Annotated in this window: 25 protein-coding genes; 11 read left to right on the forward strand and 14 right to left on the reverse strand. The window is 40.6% G+C overall.

The annotated features are described in order from the left end of the window. Window positions 1–29: 29 nt before the first annotated feature. Both EWE74_RS06360 and EWE74_RS06365 read right to left on the reverse strand, forming a co-directional pair. Window positions 30–995, reverse strand: a complete 966-nt coding sequence (locus EWE74_RS06360; RefSeq protein ID WP_130140648.1) for a GNAT family N-acetyltransferase — start codon at window positions 993–995, stop codon at window positions 30–32. Window positions 996–998: 3 nt separating this feature from the next. Beyond that, window positions 999–1,832: a 1-acyl-sn-glycerol-3-phosphate acyltransferase gene (locus EWE74_RS06365; RefSeq protein WP_130140649.1), complete on the reverse strand. Its 834-nt coding sequence runs from the start codon at window positions 1,830–1,832 to the stop codon at window positions 999–1,001. A gap of 191 nt (window positions 1,833–2,023) precedes the next feature. On the opposite strand from EWE74_RS06365, the gene EWE74_RS06370 reads away from it, so the two are divergent. From EWE74_RS06370 to EWE74_RS06395, 6 genes are all read left to right on the forward strand, one after another. Beyond that, the gene (locus EWE74_RS06370) at window positions 2,024–2,686 is read left to right on the forward strand and encodes a CBS domain-containing protein (RefSeq protein WP_130140650.1); all 663 of its coding nucleotides are present in this window, start codon (window positions 2,024–2,026) and stop codon (window positions 2,684–2,686) included. Window positions 2,687–2,742: 56 nt separating this feature from the next. Then, entirely contained in the window at window positions 2,743–3,636 is an 894-nt protein-coding gene (locus EWE74_RS06375) for an NAD kinase (RefSeq protein ID WP_130140651.1), read from the forward strand. 92 nt (window positions 3,637–3,728) lie between these two features. Further along, a complete protein-coding gene (locus EWE74_RS06380; protein ID WP_130140652.1) occupies window positions 3,729–4,466 on the forward strand; it encodes an isoprenyl transferase in 738 nt (245 codons plus the stop codon). A gap of 123 nt (window positions 4,467–4,589) precedes the next feature. Further along, the gene (bamA, locus tag EWE74_RS06385) at window positions 4,590–7,178 is read left to right on the forward strand and encodes an outer membrane protein assembly factor BamA (protein WP_130140653.1); all 2,589 of its coding nucleotides are present in this window, start codon (window positions 4,590–4,592) and stop codon (window positions 7,176–7,178) included. A gap of 50 nt (window positions 7,179–7,228) precedes the next feature. Beyond that, a complete protein-coding gene (locus EWE74_RS06390) occupies window positions 7,229–7,762 on the forward strand; it encodes an OmpH family outer membrane protein (protein WP_130140654.1) in 534 nt (177 codons plus the stop codon). Between the two features lie 117 nt (window positions 7,763–7,879). Further along, the gene (locus tag EWE74_RS06395) at window positions 7,880–8,464 is read left to right on the forward strand and encodes an OmpH family outer membrane protein (protein ID WP_130140655.1); all 585 of its coding nucleotides are present in this window, start codon (window positions 7,880–7,882) and stop codon (window positions 8,462–8,464) included. Window positions 8,465–8,618: 154 nt separating this feature from the next. Here EWE74_RS06395 and rplT read toward each other — a convergent pair whose 3' ends face one another. The 4 genes from rplT to thrS form a co-directional block, all read right to left on the reverse strand. After that, a complete protein-coding gene (gene rplT / locus EWE74_RS06400; RefSeq protein ID WP_105715939.1) occupies window positions 8,619–8,963 on the reverse strand; it encodes a 50S ribosomal protein L20 in 345 nt (114 codons plus the stop codon). A gap of 101 nt (window positions 8,964–9,064) precedes the next feature. Further along, window positions 9,065–9,265 carry a 50S ribosomal protein L35 gene (gene rpmI, locus EWE74_RS06405; RefSeq protein ID WP_105715938.1) on the reverse strand — a complete coding sequence of 67 codons (201 nt, stop codon included), beginning with the start codon at window positions 9,263–9,265 and terminating at the stop codon, window positions 9,065–9,067. A gap of 41 nt (window positions 9,266–9,306) precedes the next feature. Then, window positions 9,307–9,834, reverse strand: coding sequence for a translation initiation factor IF-3 (gene infC / locus EWE74_RS06410; protein WP_130140656.1), 528 nt, complete (start codon window positions 9,832–9,834; stop codon window positions 9,307–9,309). 47 nt (window positions 9,835–9,881) lie between these two features. After that, window positions 9,882–11,807 carry a threonine--tRNA ligase gene (gene thrS / locus EWE74_RS06415; RefSeq protein ID WP_130140657.1) on the reverse strand — a complete coding sequence of 642 codons (1,926 nt, stop codon included), beginning with the start codon at window positions 11,805–11,807 and terminating at the stop codon, window positions 9,882–9,884. Between the two features lie 167 nt (window positions 11,808–11,974). Here thrS and EWE74_RS06420 point away from each other — a divergent pair, with 167 nt between their 5' ends. After that, entirely contained in the window at window positions 11,975–12,598 is a 624-nt protein-coding gene (locus EWE74_RS06420) for a 7-carboxy-7-deazaguanine synthase QueE (protein ID WP_130140658.1), read from the forward strand. Between the two features lie 90 nt (window positions 12,599–12,688). Here the strand turns inward: EWE74_RS06420 and EWE74_RS06425 are convergent, their stop codons facing one another. Continuing rightward, window positions 12,689–13,759: a Gfo/Idh/MocA family protein gene (locus EWE74_RS06425; RefSeq protein ID WP_130140659.1), complete on the reverse strand. Its 1,071-nt coding sequence runs from the start codon at window positions 13,757–13,759 to the stop codon at window positions 12,689–12,691. Between the two features lie 154 nt (window positions 13,760–13,913). On the opposite strand from EWE74_RS06425, the gene EWE74_RS06430 reads away from it, so the two are divergent. Together EWE74_RS06430 and EWE74_RS06435 are read left to right on the forward strand one after the other, a co-directional pair. Then, complete coding sequence (locus EWE74_RS06430) at window positions 13,914–15,179, forward strand: DUF819 family protein (RefSeq protein WP_130140660.1); 1,266 nt, start codon at window positions 13,914–13,916, stop codon at window positions 15,177–15,179. An 86-nt stretch (window positions 15,180–15,265) separates the two neighbouring features. After that, entirely contained in the window at window positions 15,266–15,709 is a 444-nt protein-coding gene (locus EWE74_RS06435) for an acyl-CoA thioesterase (RefSeq protein WP_130140661.1), read from the forward strand. Between the two features lie 18 nt (window positions 15,710–15,727). On the opposite strand, the gene EWE74_RS06440 is transcribed toward EWE74_RS06435, so the two are convergent. Genes EWE74_RS06440 through EWE74_RS06450 form a run of 3 tightly spaced genes read right to left on the reverse strand, consistent with a single transcriptional unit; the run spans window position 15,728 to window position 18,731 of the window. Then, entirely contained in the window at window positions 15,728–17,239 is a 1,512-nt protein-coding gene (locus EWE74_RS06440) for a bifunctional GNAT family N-acetyltransferase/carbon-nitrogen hydrolase family protein (protein WP_130140662.1), read from the reverse strand. Window position 17,240: 1 nt separating this feature from the next. Beyond that, window positions 17,241–17,567, reverse strand: a complete 327-nt coding sequence (locus EWE74_RS06445) for a DUF3467 domain-containing protein (protein WP_165384658.1) — start codon at window positions 17,565–17,567, stop codon at window positions 17,241–17,243. Between the two features lie 45 nt (window positions 17,568–17,612). Continuing rightward, window positions 17,613–18,731 carry a M42 family metallopeptidase gene (locus tag EWE74_RS06450; RefSeq protein WP_130140663.1) on the reverse strand — a complete coding sequence of 373 codons (1,119 nt, stop codon included), beginning with the start codon at window positions 18,729–18,731 and terminating at the stop codon, window positions 17,613–17,615. Between the two features lie 281 nt (window positions 18,732–19,012). Between EWE74_RS06450 and lgt the strand changes: the two genes are divergently transcribed. Further along, complete coding sequence (lgt, locus tag EWE74_RS06455) at window positions 19,013–19,834, forward strand: prolipoprotein diacylglyceryl transferase (RefSeq protein WP_130140664.1); 822 nt, start codon at window positions 19,013–19,015, stop codon at window positions 19,832–19,834. 22 nt (window positions 19,835–19,856) lie between these two features. On the opposite strand, the gene aroQ is transcribed toward lgt, so the two are convergent. Next, entirely contained in the window at window positions 19,857–20,273 is a 417-nt protein-coding gene (aroQ, locus tag EWE74_RS06460; protein ID WP_130140665.1) for a type II 3-dehydroquinate dehydratase, read from the reverse strand. Between the two features lie 36 nt (window positions 20,274–20,309). Further along, a complete protein-coding gene (locus tag EWE74_RS06465) occupies window positions 20,310–21,938 on the reverse strand; it encodes a gliding motility protein RemB (RefSeq protein ID WP_130140666.1) in 1,629 nt (542 codons plus the stop codon). 140 nt (window positions 21,939–22,078) lie between these two features. Here EWE74_RS06465 and murI point away from each other — a divergent pair, with 140 nt between their 5' ends. Beyond that, complete coding sequence (gene murI, locus EWE74_RS06470) at window positions 22,079–22,903, forward strand: glutamate racemase (protein WP_130140667.1); 825 nt, start codon at window positions 22,079–22,081, stop codon at window positions 22,901–22,903. 14 nt (window positions 22,904–22,917) lie between these two features. Here the strand turns inward: murI and EWE74_RS06475 are convergent, their stop codons facing one another. Beyond that, on the reverse strand, window positions 22,918–23,337 hold the full coding sequence (locus tag EWE74_RS06475) for a SufE family protein (RefSeq protein WP_130140668.1): 420 nt from the start codon (window positions 23,335–23,337) through the stop codon (window positions 22,918–22,920). A 4-nt stretch (window positions 23,338–23,341) separates the two neighbouring features. Further along, window positions 23,342–24,565, reverse strand: a complete 1,224-nt coding sequence (locus EWE74_RS06480; RefSeq protein WP_130140669.1) for a cysteine desulfurase — start codon at window positions 24,563–24,565, stop codon at window positions 23,342–23,344. Window positions 24,566–24,636 lie beyond the last annotated feature (71 nt).

Below are 24,636 nucleotides of genomic sequence, written 5' to 3' on the forward strand. Positions count from 1 at the left end.
TGAGAAAAGAACAGAGCAAGGGAGAAACCTTATCCCTGCTCTTTTAGTCTTGTACCGTTATCCTTATCACGCTCATATGTGCTCATATGTCGCTCTTTTTTGGCCGGATAAATATCTTCCAACGTAATCATAATCCCCGTTTCCTCTACTTCTCCAAATTCATCATTCAATGCCGTACCAAACGTGCGCATTGTTGGTGATAAATTCATATATGTATTAATAAGTGGTGGAATATTTTCACCTAATTCCCGAATCTTCGTATTAAGCAGCTTATACCCTTCTTTATACGCTAAATCATCAAACATCCCCACAAAAGGCGTAATATCTGTTTTGTAGTTTAAGTTCAAATGTTCGAATGGAACAACTAATTGATCTTTATCCGGAAAATAATGCTCCATAAAATAGATTAACAAATCCCGTGCTGTTTCATTATAATGTGGATACATGGTCACTTTCCCGAACAAATACTTTACATCCGAATTAATAACAACCAGCGCACCAAGCCCATCCCATAAATTATCCAAGGAAAATAACCCTTTTCTATTATCTATCGAGGGTTGGAAACGGGGTTGTACCCAAGAGCGTCCAAGTTCCAACGTGTACGGTAAAAACTCTTTTTTAAACTGATCAGAAAAATGGAAATAATGTGCCGTAGAGAGATGAAGATTTCCCTCTTTGTCTATTGCATCTATACACTTAATAACACGGTATCCGGCGATGATCTCCTCTTCCTCTGGGTTCCAGGCAATAAGTTGGTCATAGTTATGTTCACATGTATCATTCTCGTCAATATCGAGCGGCAGTCCTGTGCCGCCTCCTGCCCCGCGAAAAGTAACCTCCCGTAGCCGGCCGATTTCACGCATAATATGGGGAGCTGTATGATAGTTGATTAAATAGACCTCATTATTTCCATTATTGGTATAGCGTACAAAAGCATCTTGTGTTAGCTCCGCTTTAATTAACGCTCTATCTACCGGTGGTATAATCTCCTGCATATATTATTTTTTGTCTCCCATTCTGTATACTATCTCTCTCACATGATGAGCCCATTCGCGTTCGTTTTTTGATCGGTCAAATTCCTGATAAGGAATTCGTTCTCCTACACGAATGGTTACCGTATGATTTCGTTGTGAGAACATCTCATCCGGCAAATATAACATCTCTATGTTTACTTTTAATCCTAATTTTTGTCTTAGTCTAGCTAAATTATAGAAAAAATTAGAATTTTTACCATCGATATAAACTGGTACGATGTCTCTTTTATATTTTTTTGCTTTGCTAATAAAACTCTTCTTCCATTCCAGATCCGTAATCTTTCCACCTAGTTTGCGTGAAACTAAACCTGCTGGAAATACTAACAATGCGTTATCGGAGGCATAAGCTTGATCAATTGCCATAATTCCACTCTTGACCTGCCCTCCCACTTTATTAACCGGAACAAAAAGTGGTTCCAGATTCCGGATATTCATCAATATATCATTCACCAAAAATTTGACATCACGCCGATGCCGACCAATTGCCTGCATGATGGCAATGCCGTCCAATCCTCCGAGGGGATGATTAGAAGCAAATATAACACTATCACTCACTGGGATATTCTCCGCTCCTTCCAGCACCACTTTAACACCAAGATCTGCTATTAAAGCATCAACGAAATCTAATCCATATAGGTCTCGGAACCGGGTCATGATATCGTTAATCTCGTCTTCATGGATGACACGTTCCAGATAGCTAATCAGCGGGCTAGGAATCCATTTTGCTAGCTTCGGACTTTTCTTTCGAATTACTTCACGAACCTGAATAAATTTTACCTGCTCTTCTTCTCTCGCCATTTGCTTATTAATAAATTCCGTGTTTGCATCATTATTGGCGTAAAAATAATAAATTTAAATTTTAATGATGTAAAAAGTTATTTACATGAATAGTATACGGGATACCAGTAATATTGCTAATTTAGCATATAATTAAACGGGCCCGTAAAACGGTTTTAGGTTTTCGTTGTTTAATTTTAAAACAGTTCGTCATGTATATAGGTGAAATTATAGCAAAGAACTATTTTGACGTCCAATCCGACGATAGCATTGGGTTTGCATTAGATAAAATGAACGAACTCCATACGACACAGTTGCCTATTGTCGACGAAAGGGATCTATTGGGTATTCTTACCGAAGAGCATTTGCTTTCCGCACATGACGAAACACAACCTCTGAGTAGCCTAATGGTGTCGTTGCGTTTTGTATACCTTTACGAATATCAGCACGTCTATGATGCTCTTCAGTATATGGACGCCCATCAATTAGATATCCTCCCTATTTTGGACAAAGACAATGGTTATATGGGTACTGTTACATCCATTGACTTGTTATCCGCTATTAACGAAACACTGGGCAATAAAGGCCCAGGCGCTATCATTGTCTTAGAGCTAGGGAAAAATGATATATCTTTTTCACATATCGCCCACATCTTTGAATCAGAAAATATACGCATTCTTAATACGGCCGTCCGGGATATTCCAGACACCACCAAAATGGAAATGACCATCAAGGTCGACAAACAAAATATTTCAACAGTAGTTGCCTCTTTATGGCGTTTTGATTATGTTGTCAAAGCCACATTCAACGATGGCAGTCAGGATTCAGACATTAAAGAACGTTACGATATCTTAATGAATTACCTAAATTTATAAAACTCACCTTAATTAATTTTATTAGGTTTGCATAAGTTTTGATTAAACCGCTTTTTATGCAACAAACATCCATCGCTATATATGGCAGGGCTTTCAATTCATCCGTTGTTCCCTATGTTGAACAATTGTTTTCCTATTTGAAAGAAAAAGACGTCACCGTATATATATATTCTGATTTCTACGATTTTTTAAAGGGACAATTGGACTGTCCGGACACTTTTCTACGTTACTACAACCACCACGATCTCCCGCAAAATATTTTGTTTTTACTCAGTCTAGGTGGTGACGGCACGATGCTATCCGCCGTATCACAGATTCGCGATTCAGGCATTCCGATTGCGGGAATTAATTTTGGTCGTCTCGGTTTTTTGGCATCCATTCACAAAACAAAGATCATCCAAGCGCTTGATAATATTTTTGCAGGACATTACACGTTGCAAGCGCGGGATTTGTTAGAAGTAAGCAGTGATCAGCAGGGAATTTTCGGAGACACCAACTTTGCGTTGAATGACATCACAGTTTTTCGTCATGATACATCGTCCATGATTACGATCAATGTCTCTTTAAACGGCGAAGCTTTGAATTCGTATTGGGCAGATGGCGTTATCATCGCCACGCCTACGGGTTCTACAGCGTATTCCCTAAGCTGCGGCGGCCCTATTATCATGCCCGGAAGTGGCAATTTTGTCATTACACCTGTTGCTCCACACAATTTAAATGTCCGTCCAATTGTGATCTCGGCAGATAGTGAATTGGAGCTGGATATTGAAAGTCGAACAGACAAGTATATTCTCAGTTGCGACTCTCAAAATGAAACGTTAAATACGACGACCAAACTACGTATTAAACGTGCCTCTTTCCGCATACACCTTATCCGCTTAGCATCGGATAGTTTTTTCGGCACCTTACGTGAGAAGTTGCTGTGGGGATTAGATGTTAGAAATTATTAACAATATATTTTAACACAATTTAATGCATCCTTATTACGCTAAAACGTCTATCTTTACACCATAAAACCCGTATAGGAAAGTCCAATAAAAAAATGAGTTTCAAACAAAAGATAAATCCGAAGGCATTACCACAGCATATAGCTATTATTATGGATGGCAATGGCAGATGGGCAAAAGGCTTCGGAAAGTTACGTATCTTCGGACATCAGAATGGTGTCACCGCTGTTCGGGAAGCATTGGAAGGATGTATAGAGATTGGCATACCGTATTTAACGCTTTATGCTTTTTCTTCTGAAAACTGGAATAGGCCGAAGATAGAGGTCAACGCTTTGATGGAACTGTTAGTGGATACGTTAGCAAAAGAAACCAAAACTTTTCTAGAAAATGATATTCGTTTAAACGCTATCGGTAATATCGGGGATTTGCCTAAAAACTGCCAAGCAAAATTGGCAGATACCATAGCGCTGACAAAAGATAACAGCAAATGTGTCCTTACGCTCGCGTTAAGTTACGGTTCCCGAACGGAAATTATTGATGCGACTAAATCTATTGCTAAACAAGTCGCGGAAGGCAAGTTAAAGGTGGAAGATATTGATGAGCGTGTATTCCGCAACAATTTATACACCGTCGGAACACCCGACCCAGACCTCATGATCAGGACAAGCGGTGAGCAGCGGATCAGCAATTATCTTCTTTATCAAATGGCCTATACAGAATTTTGCTTTCTGGAGAAAATGTGGCCGGAGTTCACAAGAGAAGATCTCTTTAAAGCAGTTTACAACTATCAGCAAAGGGAGAGAAGATATGGTAAAACAAGCGAACAGCTATAATATTATATTTATTACCTTTGCACCATCAATTTAGAGCCTAATTAAAAGGCTGGTTATTAATTATTTCTTTTAACAAAAATTAACAAGAGATTGGTGTACTTTAGCACCGAGAAAATAGAATAAATGAAGCGCTTACTATATTTAATAACATTTACACTAGTTTTCGGAGGGCAATCCTTATTCGCTCAAATCCAAGGAAACAACCCGATTAACCTAAACGACCCTGATGACATCAGCTATTTAGATCCTAAAAACTACATCATCGGCGGTGTACGGGTTTCCGGAACGGAGTATCTGGATAACGATGTATTGATTACCATTTCTAAATTAGTTATAGGCCAATATATCGAAATACCGAGTGAAGAAACTGCCAATGTTATCAAAACCTTAATGGCGCAAAACTTATTTGACGATGTGCAGTTATATGCCGAAAGGTTTGAGGGAGACAATGTTTATCTGGAAATCCGCGTTCGGGAACGTCCGCGTCTTACGCGAATAGAGATTGAAGGTCTGAAAAAGGGAGAGAAAGAGGAAGTACAAAAACGTTTAAATACCAGTTCGGGTAGGATCGTTAACGAAAACCTACTAAAGACAACCCGCTCTACCATTCAAAAATTTCTTCGGGAAAAGTCTTTCCTTTACCCGGAGATAGAAATCTCCACCAAAAAAGACAGTGCAGAAACAAACAATGAAATCGTCCTTGTCAACGTCACCAAGAACAAAAAAATTAAGGTGCATCGTGTATATTTTGATGGAAACGAAGAATTTTCAGAGCGTCAGTTGCGAAAGTATTTAAAAGGCGTAAAACCTCGTCGTTGGTATCGTATCTTCGGACCCGGTAAATTTAAAGATGACAAATACAAAGAGGCAAAAGAAAATTTGGTCGCCAAAATGCAAGACAAAGGCTATCGGGATGCCCAAATTATTACGGATAGTATTTCGCGTTATGATAATAATGAGGTAGATGTACACATCAGTCTTCACGAAGGTCCTCGTTACTATATGGGTAATATTCAATGGTCTGGAAACTCTAAATACACAGACTCTATCTTGAACCTATTGTTGGGAATCGAAAAAGGAGATGTATATAGCGAGGAAAAATTAACGACCAAGCTTCAGGGACCTACTCGAAATAGCGATGACATCAGTGCATTATATCAAAACGATGGTTACCTGACATTTGGTGTACAGCCCATTATTAAACGTATCTATAACGACACGGTAGATGTAGAAATTGTAATTAGTGAGGGGAAACAATTCACGATTAACAATGTTATCGTCAAAGGAAACGATGTCACCAATGATCGGGTCGTATTGCGTTCTATCTATTCCAAACCTGGACAAAAATATTCACGCGAGCTTATCATGCGTAGTATCCGTGAAATCTCTCAGCTAGGTATGTTTGATGAACAGAAAATTCAGCCTGACATTCCACAATCGTCTATGAACTATGAAGAGGGAACAACGGATATTGTCTTTAATGTTGCTGAAAAGCCATCTGACCAAGTAGAACTTTCTGGAGGATACGGTGCCGGACAGGTCATCGGTACTTTAGGATTAACATTTAATAACTTTTCCACAAGCAACCTTTTCAGAAAAGATGCATGGAAACCACTTCCACGTGGAGATGGACAAAAGTTAAGTATCCGTGGTCAGACATCCGGAAAAAGATACCAATCGTATAGTTTCTCTTTCTCGGAGCCTTGGTTAGGCGGCAAGAAACCGATTTATTTTGGTTTGAGTGCCTATACTTCCAATTCATCCTATGGTGGTTTTGATTATTTTACGGGACGCCAAATGGTCTCCGACGACCAACTTAGCCGTATCTGGATGACAGGAGTCACCGCTACATTGGGTAAACGTTTACAATGGCCAGACAACTATTTCCAGGTTAATACTTCATTGTCCTTCCAGCGCTATAAATTGCAAAATTACGGTGGTTATTTCTTATTTGACAATGGGACAGCTTATAATATGAACATCACACAGGAAATCAGCCGAAATTCGGTAGATGCTCCGATTTATCCTACTTCTGGCTCACATTTCAAATTTTCCGTACAGTTAACACCACCTTACTCTGCTTGGAACAATATCGATTATCAAAACGCAGCGAGCGAGGTTAAATACAAATGGACAGAATACCATAAATGGAAATTTGACAGCCAGTGGTATACGCGAATAGTAGGCAAATTAGTTTTGAAAAGCCAAGCTCAGTTTGGTTATTTAGGCAATTACACCGATAGAACGGAAACGTCCACGTTCGAACGCTTTAAACTAGGAGGTGATGGTATGATGGGCTTTGACTTCCTTCAAGGTTCTGAAATTATTGCCATGCGGGGTTATGCTAATGGCACCATTATTCCCGAATCCACCGGATCTCAAAACAATGGTATAAATAGAGCAATCAATTCCGGTAGCCCTATCTATGCAAAATATCAGCTCGAGCTTCGCCACCCGGTTATGCTAAACGAACAAGCAACCGTATTTGTTCTAGCGTTTGCAGAGGCAGGCAATACCTGGAATAAATTCAGCGAGGTCAATCCATTTAAAATGCGTCGCTCAGCCGGTATAGGTGCGCGTATTTTCCTTCCTATCTTTGGTATGTTGGGTATCGATTATGGTCACGCCTTCGATCCAATTCCGGGTTTACAGTCCAGCCAATGGAAACAGAACTTTACATTTAGTATATTACAAAACATGGGAGGCTTTTAAACTTTTTGGAACTATAATTGTCCTAAAATTTAGAAAATAAGTATATAGAAATGAAAAAGATAATATTTGTCATCAGTTTAGTTATAGCTTCCGTAACGCTAGCCTCCGCGCAGCGTTTAGCTTATGTAGATTCTGAATATATTTTGAAACATATCCCTGAATATACCGCGGCACAAAAGCAATTGGATGATCTCTCCACCAAATGGCAAGCTGAGGTTGATAAACAATACGAGGAGATTGAAAAGCTGTACCAAGCGTATCAAAATGATCAAGTATTGTTGAATGAGGATATGCGTCGTCGTAGAGAGGATGAAATTGTCAATAAAGAAAAACAAGTAAAAGATTTCCAACGTCAAAAATTTGGCTTCGAAGGCGATCTATATAAAGAGCGGATTCGTTTGATACAACCTATTCAAGATCGGATATCCAATGCGATACAGGAACTAGCAAAAAGCGAAAGTTTGGATTTAATTCTGGACAAAGGTAGTGAGGTGGCCATTCTATTCGCAAATCCTAGTTTGGACAAAAGTAATGACATCATTACAAAATTAGGTTTAAAACCGAATCCAAGCTTGGCGAATTAATTTTTTTATTATACTTGTAGCAAGAAGTTGCAATTAATTATTAACGTTATATTTATAAAACAAAAAAGTGTTTTGGTTGATAAAAGAGAACCAAACAAAATGATTAAAATGAGAAGAATGAAAAATTTATTTAGAAGTGTAGCTTTAGTAGCGGTGGTGTTTTTGGGCGTACAACAGGTAAATGCTCAACAAAAGATTGGTCATATCAATGCGGATGAAATTTTTCAGTTGACTCCTGAATTTAAGACGGCAAATGACCAGTTGAGAACGTTAAACGAGACGAAGACCCAGGAATTACAGGGGATGTATGCAGAGTTTCAAAAGAAGCAAACCGAAGCTAACGAGAAATACAGAAGCCGTAGTGAGGCAAACAAGGAGACCATTGATGCAGAGCTACAAACATTAGGCGAAGAGCTTCAGAACATTGAGCAACGTATACAGGAAGTACAACGTGTCGCACAGGAAGATATGGGTAAAAAGCAACAAGAACTTTTGACACCTATCCAAACCAAAGTAATAAATGCTATCAATTCTGTAGCTAAAGAAAAAGGGTACGCATATGTACTTGATACATCATCCGGAAACGTTATTTACTTCCAAGGTGGAGAAGATATATCGATGGACGTGCGTTCAAAATTAGGTATTAGCCCCGATGCTAAACCAGTAACACCAGCTGTACCTACAGAACAACCTCTACAGTAAAAGTAGACAAAAATGTATAAACAAAAACAAAGGAGATCTTAAGGGATCTCCTTTGTTTTTTTAAGAATTTTCGCCCCTTTTGTCAGCCTATAAAAAAAGGAGCCTCAAAGACTCCTCTCTAAAATATCTAACAAATTGATAACGGGTTAAAACTTTATTTTACGGTATCAACTACTGCTTTGAAAGCATCTGGATTATTCATCGCTAAATCAGCCAACACCTTACGGTTTAGACCGATGTTCTTAGCGTTTAATTTACCAATCAACTGAGAATAAGAAATTCCGTGTTGACGTGCGCCTGCATTGATACGTTGAATCCATAAAGCTCTGAACTCGCGTTTTTTGGTTTTACGGTCACGGTATGCGTACTGTAAACCTTTTTCTACTGTATTTTTAGCAATAGTATAAACTTTGCTTCTTGAACCAAAATAGCCTTTGGCCATTTTCATGATTCTTTTTCTTCTTCTTCTCGAAGCTACTGCGTTAACCGAACGTGGCATATTATTTTAAATTTAGTTTGGTACAAGGTGTTACGTTTTTCAGCAATCTTACTACCCAATACCCGGTTAAAAAATTATTATTATAAAAATTGAAATAAAACTTATTTACCGATACCAAGCATACGTTTTACGTTGCCCATATCCGCATCAGAAACATAACTTGTTTGTGTCAAATTACGTTTTTGTTTTGTTTCCTTTTTTGTCAAGATATGGCTTTTATAAGCACTTTTTCTTGCAATTTTACCTGTTCCAGTCAATTTAAAGCGTTTTTTCGCGCTGGAATTGGTTTTTACTTTTGGCATAATGAAATTAAATTTTATATCAATCTGTTAGATTCTCGTATTTATTTTTTCGGAGCAGTCTTTGGAGCAAGCGTTAAGAACATTCGCTTACCTTCTAGTTTAGGCAGCAATTCTACTTTTCCATAATCCTCCAATGCTTGCGCGAAGCGCAACAACAAAATCTCGCCCTGTTCTTTGAAAACGATAGCACGTCCTTTAAAGTGCACGTATGCACGAACTTTCTCGCCGTTCTCCAAAAACTTCATGGCGTGTTTTAGTTTAAACTCAAAATCGTGATCACTGGTATTTGGTCCAAAACGGATCTCCTTAACAACAGTCTGTTTAGCATTCGCTTTAATCTCCTTCTGCTTCTTCTTCTGCTCGTATACAAACTTGCTATAATCAATGACTCTACAAACAGGAGGATTGGCATTTGGCGAAATCTCCACTAGGTCAAGTTCCAACTCTTCGGCCATTTCTAATGCTTTACGAGTAGGATAAATGCCTTGCTCAACATTATCACCCACCAAGCGTACCTCGGGTACTCTGATGAATTCATTAATGCGATGTTCTGGTTCTTTCTTTCTCATTGGCGGTCTAAAACCACCTGATCTTTTTAATGCCAAATGTTTAAATATTAAACGGTTATTTCTTTAATTAATAATTCCTTAAATGCCTGTGGACTCATGGAGCCTAGATCTACCGACCCGTGTTTACGAACAGAAACTGTGCCATTTTCCACCTCTTTTTCCCCTACAATCAACATATAAGGGATTTTTTTCACTTCCGCATCACGAATCTTTCGACCAACCTTCTCATCACGAACGTCAATCAGTCCGCAAATATCGGAATTATTTAGCGAATCTAAAAGAGTTTTTGCAGTTTCTTCGTATTTTTCGGACACCGGCAAAATTATAAATTGCTCTGGAGCAAGCCATAATGGAAATTGCCCCCCACAATGCTCTATAAGCACCGCAATAAATCGTTCCAAGGACCCAAACGGCGCGCGGTGAATCATTACCGGACGATGTTTTTGATTGTCGCTACCCGTATATTCCAGCTCAAAACGTTCCGGCAGATTATAATCTACTTGAATGGTACCCAACTGCCATTTTCGCCCCAAAGCATCCTTTACCATAAAATCAAGTTTAGGGCCGTAAAACGCCGCCTCACCATATTCAACGACAGTAGAAAGCCCCTTCTCTGCAGCCGCTTCCATAATTGCCGTTTCCGCAAGGTTCCAATTTTCATCCGTGCCGATATATTTTGTCTTGTTCTCCGGATCACGCAAGGAAACTTGGGCTGTATAATCTTCAAAACCCAGTGCATTAAACACATACAACGTCAAGTCGATTACCTTTTTAAATTCCTCCTTCACCTGGTCTGGCCGACAGAACAAGTGAGCATCATCTTGTGTAAATCCCCTTACACGCGTTAGACCGTGTAATTCGCCAGATTGTTCGTAACGATAAACGGTACCGAATTCGGCAAACCGTACAGGCAAGTCTTTATAGGAACGAGGTTTTGTCTTATAGATCTCGCAATGGTGCGGACAGTTCATCGGTTTCAGAAAAAACTCTTCTCCCTCCACCGGGGTCTGAATAGGCTGGAACGAATCTTCCCCATACTTCTCGTAATGTCCCGAAGTGATATACAATTGCTTATGTCCGATGTGTGGTGTCACAACAGGCTCATAACCTGCCTTTACCTGCGCCCGTTGCAAAAATTCCTGTAATTTTTGACGAAGAGTAGCTCCCTTAGGCAACCAAAGTGGCAACCCCGCTCCTACTTTTTCGGAAAAAGCAAAAAGCTCCAATTCTTTTCCGAGCTTACGGTGGTCACGCTTCTTCGCTTCCTCAATAAATTTTAGATACTCGGTAAGCTCAGATGCTTTCGGAAAACTAACGCCATATATACGGGTCAGTTGTTTACGTGTTTCATCCCCCCGCCAATATGCCCCAGCAACATTTGTCAATTTAATGGCTTTAATAACCCCCGTGTGCGGAATATGCGGTCCACGGCAGAGATCTGTAAAATTGCCCTGTGTGTAGAATGTAATTTTACCATCCTCCAAATCCTTGATCAAATCTAGCTTATACTCATCGCCTTTTTCTGTGAAATACGTCAAAGCATCTGCTTTCGAAACGGACTTCCGTTCAAACGTTTCTTTTTGCTTCGCCAGTTCCAACATTTTGTCTTCAATCTGCTTGAAATCGTCGGAAGAAAATTCCCGGTCGCCAAAATCTACATCGTAGTAAAATCCCGTTTCAATTGCCGGACCGATCCCAAATTTTGTCCCCGGATACAACGCCTCCAACGCCTCTGCCAGTAAATGGGCAGACGAATGCCAAAAGGTAGATTTTCCTTTATCATCGTTCCAGGTCAATAATTTAACAGAAGCATCTACTTCTATCGCTCTGGATGCATCCCATACTTCACCGTTTACTTCAGCACCTAGCACATTTCTAGCTAGACCTTCAGAAATCGACTGTGCTACCTGCATAGCCGTAGTTCCTTTTTCATACTGACGGACAGACCCGTCAGGTAACGTAATGTTAATCATCTACGAATATGATTTTAATTTATAAAAAAATTGAAATTTAACCATTTACAGACCGCCAGCATACTACGCTGTAAATTATCTATAAAGTCTCAAACGCAAAGATATTCAATATCTACAAGAAACGGAAGCCGTTTTTTCGTACCTTTGTTCTCTCAAAAGGAAAAGCAATGTCAAATCAAGTTCCGGAAGACGGCACGCTACTTCCGCTCATGGAAGAATTTTACACGATACAAGGCGAAGGATATCATACGGGAAAGGCGGCATATTTCATTCGTTTAGGGGGGTGTGATGTGGGATGTCATTGGTGTGACGTTAAAGAAAGTTGGGACGCCGAACTGCATCCGTTGACATCCGCAGATCTCATCGTAGAAAATGCAAAAAAGTTCCCTGCCAAAACCGTGGTTATCACCGGAGGCGAACCCCTACTCTATAATTTAGATTACCTCACAAGAGGATTAAAAGATGCCGGCATACAAACCTTTATAGAAACATCGGGTGCTTATCCCTTATCTGGTTATTGGGACTGGATATGTTTATCGCCTAAAAAATTCAAAGGCCCACGCCCGGACGTATTAAATGCTGCCGGCGAATTAAAGGTCATTGTTTTCAACAAAAGCGATTTTCAATGGGCAGAAGAACATGCCCGGTTTGTCGGTAAAAATTGCAAGCTATACCTGCAGCCCGAATGGTCTAAAATGACGGAAATGACCCCCTTGATTATCGAATATGTAAAAGAGAATCCGCAATGGGAAATTTCGCTCCAAACACATAAGTATTTGAATATACCGTAACGTGTTACTTGTACTTTTTTAGAAAAAAGTACGCAAAAAATCTTCGCTGAATAGTTTAATACGACACCAAGTGTTAAAGAGGGGATAATACTATAAAATCACAAAACCACCGGTTTTCACGGACTCATCGCAGGCAAAAGCAATTCGTAAGCTGTTGACCGCATCTTCCATAGATTTTGAGAGTTCTAAGTCTTCGCGTATTGCCTGCAAGAAATGGATTTGTTCCCTGTCGCAGAGTTCTTGATGAGTAGGCTCATCCGTCAAATCTATCCATTCATCAGGTCTAACGAATCTGTTATTTTTATCTATATCCGCATAATGTACCCGTAATGATTCTGTTTGGGTATGGGCTTCCACGGAATCAGATTGACCTCCTCCACCAGCTTTATGGGCAACAATGGATACCGCACCTTTAGGACCAATCACATCTTTGACAAAAAAAGCGGTTTCGCTTATCATCGGTCCCCACCCAGCTTCGTACCAACCTACCGAGCCATCATCAAAATGAATCTGCAGTTGCCCGTAGTTATAATTTCCCAATGGAATATCTTCGGTTAAACGAGCACCAATAGCAGACACTTGAACGGGACGAGCCTCCGTCATCTGACACATCACATCGATATAATGCACGCCACAATCCACAATAGGGCTTAAACTTTTCATCAGATTTCGGTGCACATCCCACATATACCCTTGGCTTTGCTGGTTTAAATTCATGCGGAACACCAACGGAGATCCCAACGTTTTTCCTATTTCGATAAATTTAATCCAAGATGGATGGTAACGTAGAATATACCCCACTACGAGCTTCTTTCCCGCATCTTTAGCTGCCTGAACTACCCGTTCTGCCCCCAACACACTATCCGCCAATGGCTTTTCCATAAAAACGTGCGCTCCGGCCGTGAACGCCTTCAAGGCATACGTTTCATGTGTATCGGGATATGTAGCAATACATACCGCGTCTGGCGCGGTTTGACACAATGCGTCATCATAATCGTCGAATGTCGGGTAAGCGGTTTCCAGCATCTTGTTAACACGATGTTTACTATCACCTCTGGCTACCAGGCCGACAATCTCAAACCCGTCCAATTTATGATAGGCGGCAGCATGTGATGCTCCCATATTACCACAACCTACAACCAATACTTTAATTTGCTCCACAATTACATAAAGTTATAAATAAGCCAACAATCCCCTCCAAATTACCATAAGCGTAGCGACTATTATGCGCTCTTCTTGATAAAATATCTTATATGTTACCGTTTCAAAAAAAGATTGTATAAATTCACGAGCAATTTAGCAATTACCGGAAAATATGCAAAATGCTATCAGAGAAGTTACGCCTCTCCTAGAGGATAATGCTGCTGTACTGGGGATATTAATGATCGTCTTAGGTCTTGTGTTTTACACAGCGAGCCTGGAAAACAAATACGTTGTCAAATTTTATTCCGTCATTCCGCCATTGTTACTTTGTTATTTTGTCCCCGGTCTACTCAATTCTGCCAACATCATCGACGGCGAAAACTCTCCTCTTACGGGTATCGGCAGTCGTTTTTTTCTCCCGGCTTGCCTCATTCTTTTCACATTAAGTCTAAACCTTCGGGAAATGTGGAATTTGCGTAAGGGTGTAGGCTTGATGTTTTTCACCGGCATGGTCGGCATTATTATAGGCGGTCCGCTAGCGGTTGGGATAACTTCTCTCTTTGCACCAAGCGTTGTAGGTGGTGCCGGCCCCGATGAGATCTGGCGTGGGTTAGGAACACTCGCCGGTTCCTGGATTGGTGGCAGTGCCAACCAAGCAGCACTTCGGGAAATACTCCAGCCTTCACAAGAACTATTTTCCGCCACTATTACCGTTGATGTATTTGTTGCCTATATATGGATGGCATTCCTCTTGTATGGGGCATCGAAACAGCAGAGATTCAATGCGTATTTTAACGCCGACACCGCGGAGTTGGAAACCTTGACCAAGAGGATGGATCAACAACAAAAAGCAAATATCCGTATACCGGAAACGAAAGATTTGGTATTCATGTTATCACTTGCTATAGGAGGTACAGGATTAGCATCGCTCTTGGCGAATCCCATCACATCCTACATGGAAATCCATTTTCCGGAATTGGAAAAATTCTCGTTAACAAACAGCTTCTTTTGGCTCATATTATTTGCGACTTTGATTGGTATTATCCTTTCTTTTACGCCGGCTCGTAAACTGGAAAATGCAGGAGCCTCCAAAATGGCCACCGTATTATTGTATATGTTGATTGTCACCATTGGCATGCAGATGGATATTACCGCTATTTTGGAAAACCCGGGTCTGTTTATCGTCGGCATCATCTGGATAAGTATCCACGCGTTGCTCCTGCTATGGGTAGGAAAATTGATGAAAGCACCTTTTTTCTACTATGCTATCGGCAGTATGGCAAATATTGGTGGCGTAGCTTCCGCCACCGTTACGTCCGCGGCTTTTCACCCTTCTCTTGTCTCCGTAGGTGTTATTCTATCGGTATTCAGCTATGCTATCGGTACTTACGCCGGATGGTTGACAGCCATACTGATGCAATTGGTATCTCCGGGTTAGGTTTTACAAATTCCGAAGGGTTCATCGAAGATAACCGAGCTTGCGAGCTCACCGAAGGTAATTACAAACAACGAAACAAAAATAAAATGGAACAAAATATCTATTACGAAGGACAGGTACTCTGGGCTCAGCTAGACCCAAACATGCATCTTAGGCATTCCGCCTACGCCGATTTTTGTGCACAGGCGCGAAGTAATATGCTAACCAAAGCAGGGCTTTCGCTAGAGGAATTTGCCAAATATCATATTGGTCCTATTTTGTTTAGGGAGGAGCTCGTCTATCATCGAGAAATTGGGCTTGATGAACGCATAACCGTAAAGGTAGAAATGACCAAGCTCAACCTTAAAAATTTTCGATTCTCGTTTCGGCATGAGATTTATAAAGAGAATGGAATAAAAGCAGCAACGGTGGAGATAGACGGTGCTTGGTTAGACCTCCATAAACGAAAACTGACCATCATCCCAGACGAATGGCATTCCATTTTTAACACTATTCCCAAAGCGGATGATTATGTAGAGACGACGGGATAATAATGGTAGTGAATCTCCTTATTTTAGGAGATTCACCTCATACAAATCCTTTCTTCTATCCTTCAGTATCTTTACTGTACCATATTCGTGCAAATCCCGAAGAGCATATAAATCGACATCCGCTATCAATACCATCTCCGTATTCGGTGTAGCTTCAGCTTTGATACCATTGTTGGGAAACGCAAAATCTGACGGCGTAAAAACCGCAGATTGCGAATATTGAATATCCATATTATTGACGCGCGGTAGATTCCCTACGCAACCAGCTATGGCTACATAACATTCATTTTCGATAGCCCTCGCTTGGGCACAGGCCCTTACCCGCATATAACCGTTTTGCGTATCCGTCATAAACGGTACAAACAGAATTTGCATGCCCTGGTCGGCCATAATCCGGCTGACTTCCGGAAATTCCACGTCATAGCATACCAAGAGACCAACCTTTCCACAATCCGTATCAAAGACCTTGATCTCGCTCCCGCCTACCATCCCATAATATTTAAACTCATTGGGCGTGATATGAATCTTTTTATGTACATCCACGCTCCCATTCCGATGGCATAGATAAGAGGCATTATAGAGCTTTTTATACTCCCTGATCGGCATAGATCCAGCGATGATATTCACATTATAGGATACCGCAAACTCTTGTAGCTTTTCCACGATTTCAGCCGTCAATTCCGAAAGTTTCTCCATGGCAGCGTGCTCCGGCAGATCGTTGTAGGGGCTCATCAACGGCGTATTAAAAAACTCCGGAAACATTACAAAATCCGATCCATAGTCGCTCACCGCATCCACAAAGAATTCCACTTGATCGTAGAAGTCATTGATATCTTTAAATAACCGCATCTGCCATTGTACCAAACCCAATCGGATCGTTTGTTTTGAAGTAGAGGAAGATTTCGCATCGGGATCATAATAAATATTATCCCATTGCAATAGTGTCGCAAATTCATTTGACTCTTTATCCTCGGGAAGATAATTTTTCAGAATCTTGGAAACGTGAAAATCATTTGATAATTGAAACGTTAGTGTGGGATCAAAAATCTCTTTCCGCTTTACTTTTTCGATATAGGTCCGTGGTGTTATTTTATCCGCATACGTATGGTAATTCGGTATACGTCCGCCCGCGACAATACCTCGAAGGTTCATCTGCTCACACAGCTCTTTCCGTGCATCATATAAACGTCGCCCTAGCCGCAATGACCGAAAGTCAGGATGTACAAATACCTCAATACCATACAGGATATCCCCTTCATAATCATGGGTCGAAAATTTGCCATCATCTATAATTTCATAATATTTCTTATAAATATTGGTTTTCTTCGAATCGATGATCAGTGACAGCGCGCAGGCAACCACACGTCCATCGACTTCCACACACAATTGCCCTTCCGGAAAGATTTCGATCAAGTCTACAATGTTTTCCCGCGTCCACACATCGCCTGTATCCCCACCGTAAGCCTTCTCCATCGAGCGCTTTAGATCCTTGTAGTCTTTAGTCGTTAAGTTCCTAACCTGTATATCCATGCTATGCTTCCCCTTTTGGGCCTCCGAAATTCAGTGGCAGCCCCGGATCTCCTGCTTTGATAATACCATTGGCCGCCTCGAACCGATTCACATTATCCTGTAATGCCCCTAATAGCCGTTTGGCATGCTCTGGTGTTAAAATAATTCTAGATTTAACCTTTGCTTTAGGTATCCCGGGCATGATGCGAATAAAATCCACTACAAATTCAGAGCTAGAATGCGTAATAATCGCAAGGTTACTATACGTACCTTCCGCAATCTCTTCACTCAATTCTATACTCAGTTCATTATTCTCTGCTTCTTCGTTGTTATTGTTCTTCAAGTCCATAAAATTAACGTCCATTTTTATTCTTTATAATTTTGATATTTTTATTTACACCGTAAACGATCTAAAGTCTTGCCCGTCTTCAATCTTAAGAAGCGCCGCATAAATAAGCCGTATAACATTATCCAGATCTTCTTTATGCACCATTTCGACTGTCGTATGCATATAACGCAATGGCAAGGATATCAAGGCAGAAGGTACCCCTCCATTGGAATAAGCAAAAGCATCGGTATCCGTTCCGGTGAAACGGGATGATGCCTGTCGCTGAAACGGAATGTCGTTCTCCTTCGCTACGTCGATCAACAGTCGGTTCAAATTGATCTGTACTGCAGGTGCGTAAGACAATACCGGACCTTGACCACAAGCCAAATCGCCCTGCGTAATTTTATTAATCATAGGCGTTTGTGTATCGTGCGTTACATCCGTCACAATCGCAAGATTGGGTTTAATGTAATGGGTAATCATCTCTGCCCCACGTAAACCGATTTCTTCCTGCACCGCATTCACGATATATAAACCGAAAGGTAGTTTTTTCTTATGCTGTTTTAACAAACGCGCTACTTCCGCGACCATAAAGCCTCCGGCACGGTTATCTAATGCGCGTCCTACGTAATAGCGATCGTTAAGCACCATAAATTCATCTTCATAGGTCACCACACAGCCTACATGAATCCCCATCTCCTCTACCTCTTCTTTGGAAGTTGCACCACAATCCAAAAAGATATTCTTCAAGGAGGGCGCATCCTCCTTCTCGCCCGAACGCGTGTGTATAGCAGGCCAACCAAAAACCGCTTTCACCGTTCCCTTATCCGTATGAATATGTACGCGTTTTGACGGTGCAATCTGATGATCAGAGCCACCATTCCGGATCACGTATATCAGCCCGTCTTTGGTGATATAATTAACAAACCAAGATATTTCATCGGCATGGGCTTCTATGACTACTTTATACGCGGCTTCCGGATTGATGATACCCACCGCCGTACCGTAATTGTCGATATAAGTTTTGTCCACATAAGGTTTCAGATAATCTAACCATAAGCGTTGGCCTTCCCATTCAAAACCGGTTGGTGAAGGGTTATTGATGTATTTTTCAAAAAACTTTAACGATTTATCCGTGACAACGGAAACATGTTTCTTTTTTTCTTTTTCTTTTTTATTTGCCATATTATCATTTCATTCAATTACCAGTGATCAGTAATCAGTGACTATATAGTTACTAGCCTCTACTCGTCACTCATTACCCATCCTATCAAAGTTAGGAATTTCACCCAAATAGCATAAGAAATTTAATGCAATATTGATTTTATAAAGGATAACCTTATATTTTCTTTACAAAATAGCCCTTGATGGCTGAGGAGAGCAAAATATATTTATTTTATATGCATACACACTTATATTGCATATAAAAATAAATTTATTTAGGTTTACCGCACAATTGAAGACTTATGCACGCAATATTAAATGTTATCCACTGGAATATAGATCCCATCATTTTTGAAATAGGTTCTTTTGGCTTGCGCTACTACGCGTTATGCTTTTTAGCTGCCTTTGTAGTATCCTATATCCTCATGTTAAAAATTTTCAAAAGAGAAGGGAAAACCCAGGAGCTGCTCGATCAATTAAGTATTTATATCTTTTTAGGAACGTTAATCGGCGCACGATTGGGCCACTGTCTTTTCTATGAGTTTGACTATTACAGCCAACATCCACTGGAAATGATTCTCCCTTTCCGCATGGTTGACGGAAGTTTTCAGCTGACCGGCTTTCAAGGACTTGCCAGTCATGGTGGTGCTATTGGCATTCTGTTAGCGTTGTGGTTGTTTTCCCGAAAAACGAAAACAAATTTCATGTGGATTACCGATAGATTGATTATTGTCGTCCCACTAGCAGGTGCTTTTGTCCGGTTAGGCAATTTTTTCAATTCGGAGATTATCGGACTTCCGACAGCGATGCCATGGGGCGTTGTCTTTGAACGGGTCGATATGGTAGCGCGCCACCCGGCCCAACTGTATGAGGCAATTGCTTATGTTATTATCTTCATCATTTTATGGACGATGTACCAGAAGAATGCAAAGCCCAAAGCAGGTTATCTGTTTGGCATATTCTTGGTTCTGTTATTTGGTGCCCGCTTTGTGCTTGAATTTTACAAAGAAAACCAGGAAGCTTTCGAAGACAGCATGAAGTTTAATATGGGGCAATTATTAAGTATTCCCTTTATGATTGGCGGTCTATACCTTATTTTCCGAAAGCCGAAACAGAAAGCATAAATCCATTGGGGGAATAGATGGTCTATAAAAAGCTCTCTATTCCCAATTTATAACTGTTTAGGCCAAAACCACAAATTACCCCGACACAGTTTTGGGCAAGATAGGAATGATGCCGAAATGCTTCCCGCTTGTGCACGTTGGATATATGAACTTCAACCACAGGGGTCGTAATACCAGCAATAGCATCACCAATGGCTACGGAGGTGTGTGTATAGGCTCCTGCATTAAGCACGACACCATCATAAGAAAAACCAATCTCATGCAATGTATCGATGATACCGCCCTCGTGATTGCTCTGAAAATAAGAAAGCTCCACCGCTGGATACTGCTGCTTTAATGCTTCAAAAAAGGATTCGAAATCTTGACTTCCGTAAATATTTTTTTCCCGTATCCCTAATAGATTTAAATTAGGACCGTTTATGATCATGATCTTCTTCATACTATTGCAAAGTAAAAATTAAAAAGTAATTTTTACTTATATATCGCCATAAAAATTACGAAACGAAGACCGAAGACCAAAACTGATAACACCAGATTTCTGCGTAGGTGATTCAGCAATCTGGTTATAACGCTGCGTATAGCCTACTTCGAAACGTAAGTTATATTTCGGATTCAATACATACGCCGCTTTTACATCGGCATAGTAAAGGTCGTTCTTTACACCTTGCCCAATATAATTCCCATGCATATCGGGGATAGTTCTATAAGACTGAAAAATATCACCGCCCATGTTTGTCAAATGATCAGGATCGGTGCCATACCGACTGTAGAGGCCCTGTATCGAAAAATCGAAACGATTCCATGAATAATTGACCATACCAAGCAACTCTCTAAAATTAGCTCCTCTGGGGTGCGCTAGCGGTTCCCCGTTATTACTATAATTAGAAATCGAAACAAAATGTTGATAGGTATAAGGTCTTACGACATTATATTCCGCTATAAAATTAAGGTTCTGCACCTTAAATATATTAAAGCCTTTCACCCCTAACTGCGTTCCCCATTTGTTATGCGCATAACCGTTGCCCGCAAAAAACTCTTTGGCGGTAAACTCCCCTAACAAAAATTGTCCGTAAGCCGTCATATTATCCAGTACTTTATATTTAGCATTCAGCCCCAAGAACATTTTATCTGGCGAAGTCGAGTTGTTAGATTCCACCGGACGCAAGAAAATAATAGGATTAGCATAGTTAAAATCAAAACCACGATGCCCCGCTTCGTTACGATTCGCCCACACAACCGCTTGGAAGAAGCCAACCGACAAGCGATTTGTGGCATTATAATCCAGATATTGGAAAGCCCCCCATTTACTACCGTCACCAAAGCGGCCGCCGGAATTGAGCGAATCTATGCGTGGATTTCTCGGATCGTTCATATACGCCCAAATCGATGTATACTGCACGTTCCCGATCTTACCAGTGAATTTCAAATGTGCGTAATTTGAAGAAAAGTCCGATAATAACAAAGAACGATAGCCATCTCCGATATGGTTCTTGTCATACGCCAATGTTGCCTGGAAGTAGTCGCTGAAGTCATAGCTTAAGTTCGCTGTAGCATACATCCAATCTTTTTTATGACCAGCTAAGTCTTTCACATGTCCCTGTCCAGGAATCACACCTGCTCTATCGATATAATCCGTAAGATAATTTGGAAAAACACCTTGATTTTCAAATGCATTCGCGTAAAACGTAAACTTATCCTTAATATTCAATCCCAACTGTACACCTCGGGTATTTAACCAAGTCGTTCTTTTATCCGCACCAATCATTTCTTTTCCGATGACGAAATCCGGCAAAAAATCCAAATAAAAGCTATGATCTTCTTTATGAATCTCCACCAGATGTTCATTGAATATCTTCCGCATGAAAATATTGTCCGAGTCCACTTGATTTAAGCTTTGGATGGAATCATACTTCGTCAATAAATCCCCTTTAAAAAGAAAAGGTTTAGTGGCCGTATGCATCCGTGTATTGGGGGAATAAAGAAGTTCGTCGTATTTCTGGTAATGTTGGTATGAATAAGGTTGATTCTTAACCTGAGCTTCCGCCACTGACGTCGCCACCATCCATACGCATGATACAAAAACGAGAACGTAATAAAACTTCATAGATGAAAATATATTATACCTGTTCTTCCTAACAATTATTATTCCTAATTTCATTCCACATCAAAGGTAACGATATTATAGTTGGAAAACTTACAAAGAAAAACCATCTTTGCTTAACAAAAGAAGCCGGTGAAGATATAATGATAGATACAACAAAGCAAGGCCCGATTGGTATATTTGATTCTGGCTACGGTGGATTAACCGTATTTCGTAAAATTAAGGACGCTTTGCCATTATACGATTACATTTACTTAGGAGATAATGCGCGTGTTCCTTACGGCACACGTCCATTTGAAGAAGTTTATGATTTTACAAAAGCTTGCGTATTTAAACTATTTGAGTTAGGTTGTAATCTTGTCATTTTAGCTTGCAACACAGCTTCCGCAAAAGCACTGCGAACTATTCAACAGCACGATCTCCCACCGGGAAAGAAAGTATTGGGGGTCATTCGTCCAACTACGGAATCCATACATCAATACACCAAAACGAATGAAGTCGGTGTGCTTGCCACACAGGGCACGGTATTATCGGAGTCCTATAAAATAGAAATCACAAAATTCCATCCAGAAATAAAAGTATATCAACACGCTTGCCCCTTATGGGTACCACTTGTTGAAAAAAATGAAATAAGCGGTGAAACAGCCAGTAAAATTGTCCAAAGGGATATAGCGCAGTTACTTGGACAAAGCCCGCAGATCGACACACTTATTCTTGCCTGCACACATTACCCCTTATTATTACCGCTTATATGTCAGCACACACCATCTGATATACAAATCTTGCCGCAAGGCCGGTTGATTGCCCATAGTTTGGATGATTATTTTAACCGACACCCCGAAGTGGAAGAAGCATGTTCAAAAAACAATCGTATGTGTTTTTTTACAACGGATAATCCCCTCGACTTTGAAGAGAAAGCAGCGATATTTTTTGGGGAAAAAGTACACGCACAATACATTTCCGTATAGATACAGAAAGTATCTTAATCTCTCATTTGCAACGCCACGGCGTACAATTTCATTTGCTTTACCATAGACAACAAACCGTTCGCACGTGTAGGAGAAAGATGTTCTTTCAAGCCGATCTCATCAATGAAATAAAGGTCTGCCTGTGCAATCTCCTGTGGGGTATGTCCGGAAAGTACCTTTACCATTAAACTTACCAAACCTTTCGTAATAATGGCATCACTATCCGCGGTAAAATATACCTTCCCGTCTCGCAATTCCGGATATAGCCATACTTTTGATTGACATCCTTTAATAATATAATCGTCTTTTTTATATTCTTCTTTAATCAATGGAACTTCTTTTCCCAATTGGATGATGTATTCATATTTTTCCATCCAGTCTTGATAAAAAGAAAAATCCTCAATGAGTTCGTCTTGTATTTCGTTTATCGTCATTTTTTTATACTAACATTCTCAACGCTCGTTGCAAACCTTCTATTAAGATATCCACCTCTTCTTTCGTATTGTACATCGCCAATGACACCCGCACGGTACCCGGTATATCAAAAGCATTCATGACCGGCTGCGCACAGTGATGCCCCGTTCGTACAGCCACACCCAATTTATCTAGTATCACACCAATATCATAAGGATGCACACCATCCACAACAAAAGAAATAACAGAAGATTTATGTGCTGCTGTGCCGATAAAGCGGATTCCGTCGATTTCCGACAAACGCGATGTTGCGTAAGCCAACAGTTCTTCTTCATAATCTTTGATCACATCTAAGCCGATACTTTCGATGTAATCTATAGCATCCCCCAGACAAATCCCTGCCTCGATATTAGGTGTCCCTGCCTCAAACTTAAAAGGCAACTCATTATAGGTGGTTTTTTCAAAAGTAACGTCCTTAATCATATCGCCGCCGCCTTGATAAGGAGGCATTTTATTCAACAGCTCCTCTTTCCCATACAATACGCCGACACCAGTCGGGCCATACATCTTGTGTCCCGAAAAAGCAAAGAAGTCCACACCCAGTGCCTCTACATCGATGGCTACGTGCTGTATCGCTTGTGCACCGTCGACCAGTACGGGTACATCGTGCTCATGCGCAATATCAATCATCTCCTTTACAGGGTTCACGGTTCCCAATGCGTTGGACACATAGGTGAAAGAAACGAGTTTGGTCCGCTCCGAAAACAGCGATTTGTACGCTTCTATATCCAGCTCTCCACGATCATTCATCGGAATAACACGTAGCTTACACCCTTTTTCATCGCAAAGCATTTGCCAAGGCACAATATTCGAATGGTGCTCCATGGCGGAAATAATAATTTCATCTTCAGCATTTATAAATGCGCGCCCGTAGCATGAAGCAACAATATTGATAGCCTCTGTCGTTCCTTTGGTAATAATGATTTCGTGTTCATGCTTCGCATGGATGAATGCCTGCACTTTACGACGTGTTACTTCGAAAGCGTCAGTGGAAATCTGACTTAAATAATGCACGCCACGATGCACATTACTATTCATATCAGCGTAATAACGTGTAATGGCGTCAATAACCTGCTTCGGTTTTTGTGTCGTGGCACCGTTATCAAAATAAACCAATGGTCTGCCATTCACTTCTCTACCTAAAATCGGAAAATCTGCCCGTATCTGCTCTATATCAAAAGTTCTCAATGTCTATACTCCTTAAATATCCTACAAAGTTAGTATATTAAGTACGAAAACACGTCAACGGGATGTATTCT

It is taken from the genome of Sphingobacterium corticibacterium (genome assembly GCF_004208525.1).
Lineage (GTDB): Bacteria > Bacteroidota > Bacteroidia > Sphingobacteriales > Sphingobacteriaceae > Sphingobacterium > Sphingobacterium corticibacterium.

What these genes read in the sequence shown, in the direction of transcription:
- EWE74_RS06360 (WP_130140648.1), bottom strand. Translation starts at nt 995, where the DNA reads ATGCAGGAGATTATACCACCGGTAGATAGAGCGTTAATTAAAGCGGAG.
- EWE74_RS06365 (WP_130140649.1), bottom strand. Translation starts at nt 1,832, where the DNA reads ATGGCGAGAGAAGAAGAGCAGGTAAAATTTATTCAGGTTCGTGAAGTA.
- EWE74_RS06370 (WP_130140650.1), top strand. Translation starts at nt 2,024, where the DNA reads ATGTATATAGGTGAAATTATAGCAAAGAACTATTTTGACGTCCAATCC.
- EWE74_RS06375 (WP_130140651.1), top strand. Translation starts at nt 2,743, where the DNA reads ATGCAACAAACATCCATCGCTATATATGGCAGGGCTTTCAATTCATCC.
- EWE74_RS06380 (WP_130140652.1), top strand. Translation starts at nt 3,729, where the DNA reads ATGAGTTTCAAACAAAAGATAAATCCGAAGGCATTACCACAGCATATA.
- bamA (WP_130140653.1), top strand. Translation starts at nt 4,590, where the DNA reads ATGAAGCGCTTACTATATTTAATAACATTTACACTAGTTTTCGGAGGG.
- EWE74_RS06390 (WP_130140654.1), top strand. Translation starts at nt 7,229, where the DNA reads ATGAAAAAGATAATATTTGTCATCAGTTTAGTTATAGCTTCCGTAACG.
- EWE74_RS06395 (WP_130140655.1), top strand. Translation starts at nt 7,880, where the DNA reads ATGAAAAATTTATTTAGAAGTGTAGCTTTAGTAGCGGTGGTGTTTTTG.
- rplT (WP_105715939.1), bottom strand. Translation starts at nt 8,963, where the DNA reads ATGCCACGTTCGGTTAACGCAGTAGCTTCGAGAAGAAGAAGAAAAAGA.
- rpmI (WP_105715938.1), bottom strand. Translation starts at nt 9,265, where the DNA reads ATGCCAAAAGTAAAAACCAATTCCAGCGCGAAAAAACGCTTTAAATTG.
- infC (WP_130140656.1), bottom strand. Translation starts at nt 9,834, where the DNA reads ATGAGAAAGAAAGAACCAGAACATCGCATTAATGAATTCATCAGAGTA.
- thrS (WP_130140657.1), bottom strand. Translation starts at nt 11,807, where the DNA reads ATGATTAACATTACGTTACCTGACGGGTCTGTCCGTCAGTATGAAAAA.
- EWE74_RS06420 (WP_130140658.1), top strand. Translation starts at nt 11,975, where the DNA reads ATGTCAAATCAAGTTCCGGAAGACGGCACGCTACTTCCGCTCATGGAA.
- EWE74_RS06430 (WP_130140660.1), top strand. Translation starts at nt 13,914, where the DNA reads ATGCAAAATGCTATCAGAGAAGTTACGCCTCTCCTAGAGGATAATGCT.
- EWE74_RS06435 (WP_130140661.1), top strand. Translation starts at nt 15,266, where the DNA reads ATGGAACAAAATATCTATTACGAAGGACAGGTACTCTGGGCTCAGCTA.
- EWE74_RS06440 (WP_130140662.1), bottom strand. Translation starts at nt 17,239, where the DNA reads ATGGATATACAGGTTAGGAACTTAACGACTAAAGACTACAAGGATCTA.
- EWE74_RS06445 (WP_165384658.1), bottom strand. Translation starts at nt 17,567, where the DNA reads ATGGACTTGAAGAACAATAACAACGAAGAAGCAGAGAATAATGAACTG.
- EWE74_RS06450 (WP_130140663.1), bottom strand. Translation starts at nt 18,731, where the DNA reads ATGGCAAATAAAAAAGAAAAAGAAAAAAAGAAACATGTTTCCGTTGTC.
- lgt (WP_130140664.1), top strand. Translation starts at nt 19,013, where the DNA reads ATGCACGCAATATTAAATGTTATCCACTGGAATATAGATCCCATCATT.
- aroQ (WP_130140665.1), bottom strand. Translation starts at nt 20,273, where the DNA reads ATGAAGAAGATCATGATCATAAACGGTCCTAATTTAAATCTATTAGGG.
- EWE74_RS06465 (WP_130140666.1), bottom strand. Translation starts at nt 21,938, where the DNA reads ATGAAGTTTTATTACGTTCTCGTTTTTGTATCATGCGTATGGATGGTG.
- murI (WP_130140667.1), top strand. Translation starts at nt 22,079, where the DNA reads ATGATAGATACAACAAAGCAAGGCCCGATTGGTATATTTGATTCTGGC.
- EWE74_RS06475 (WP_130140668.1), bottom strand. Translation starts at nt 23,337, where the DNA reads ATGACGATAAACGAAATACAAGACGAACTCATTGAGGATTTTTCTTTT.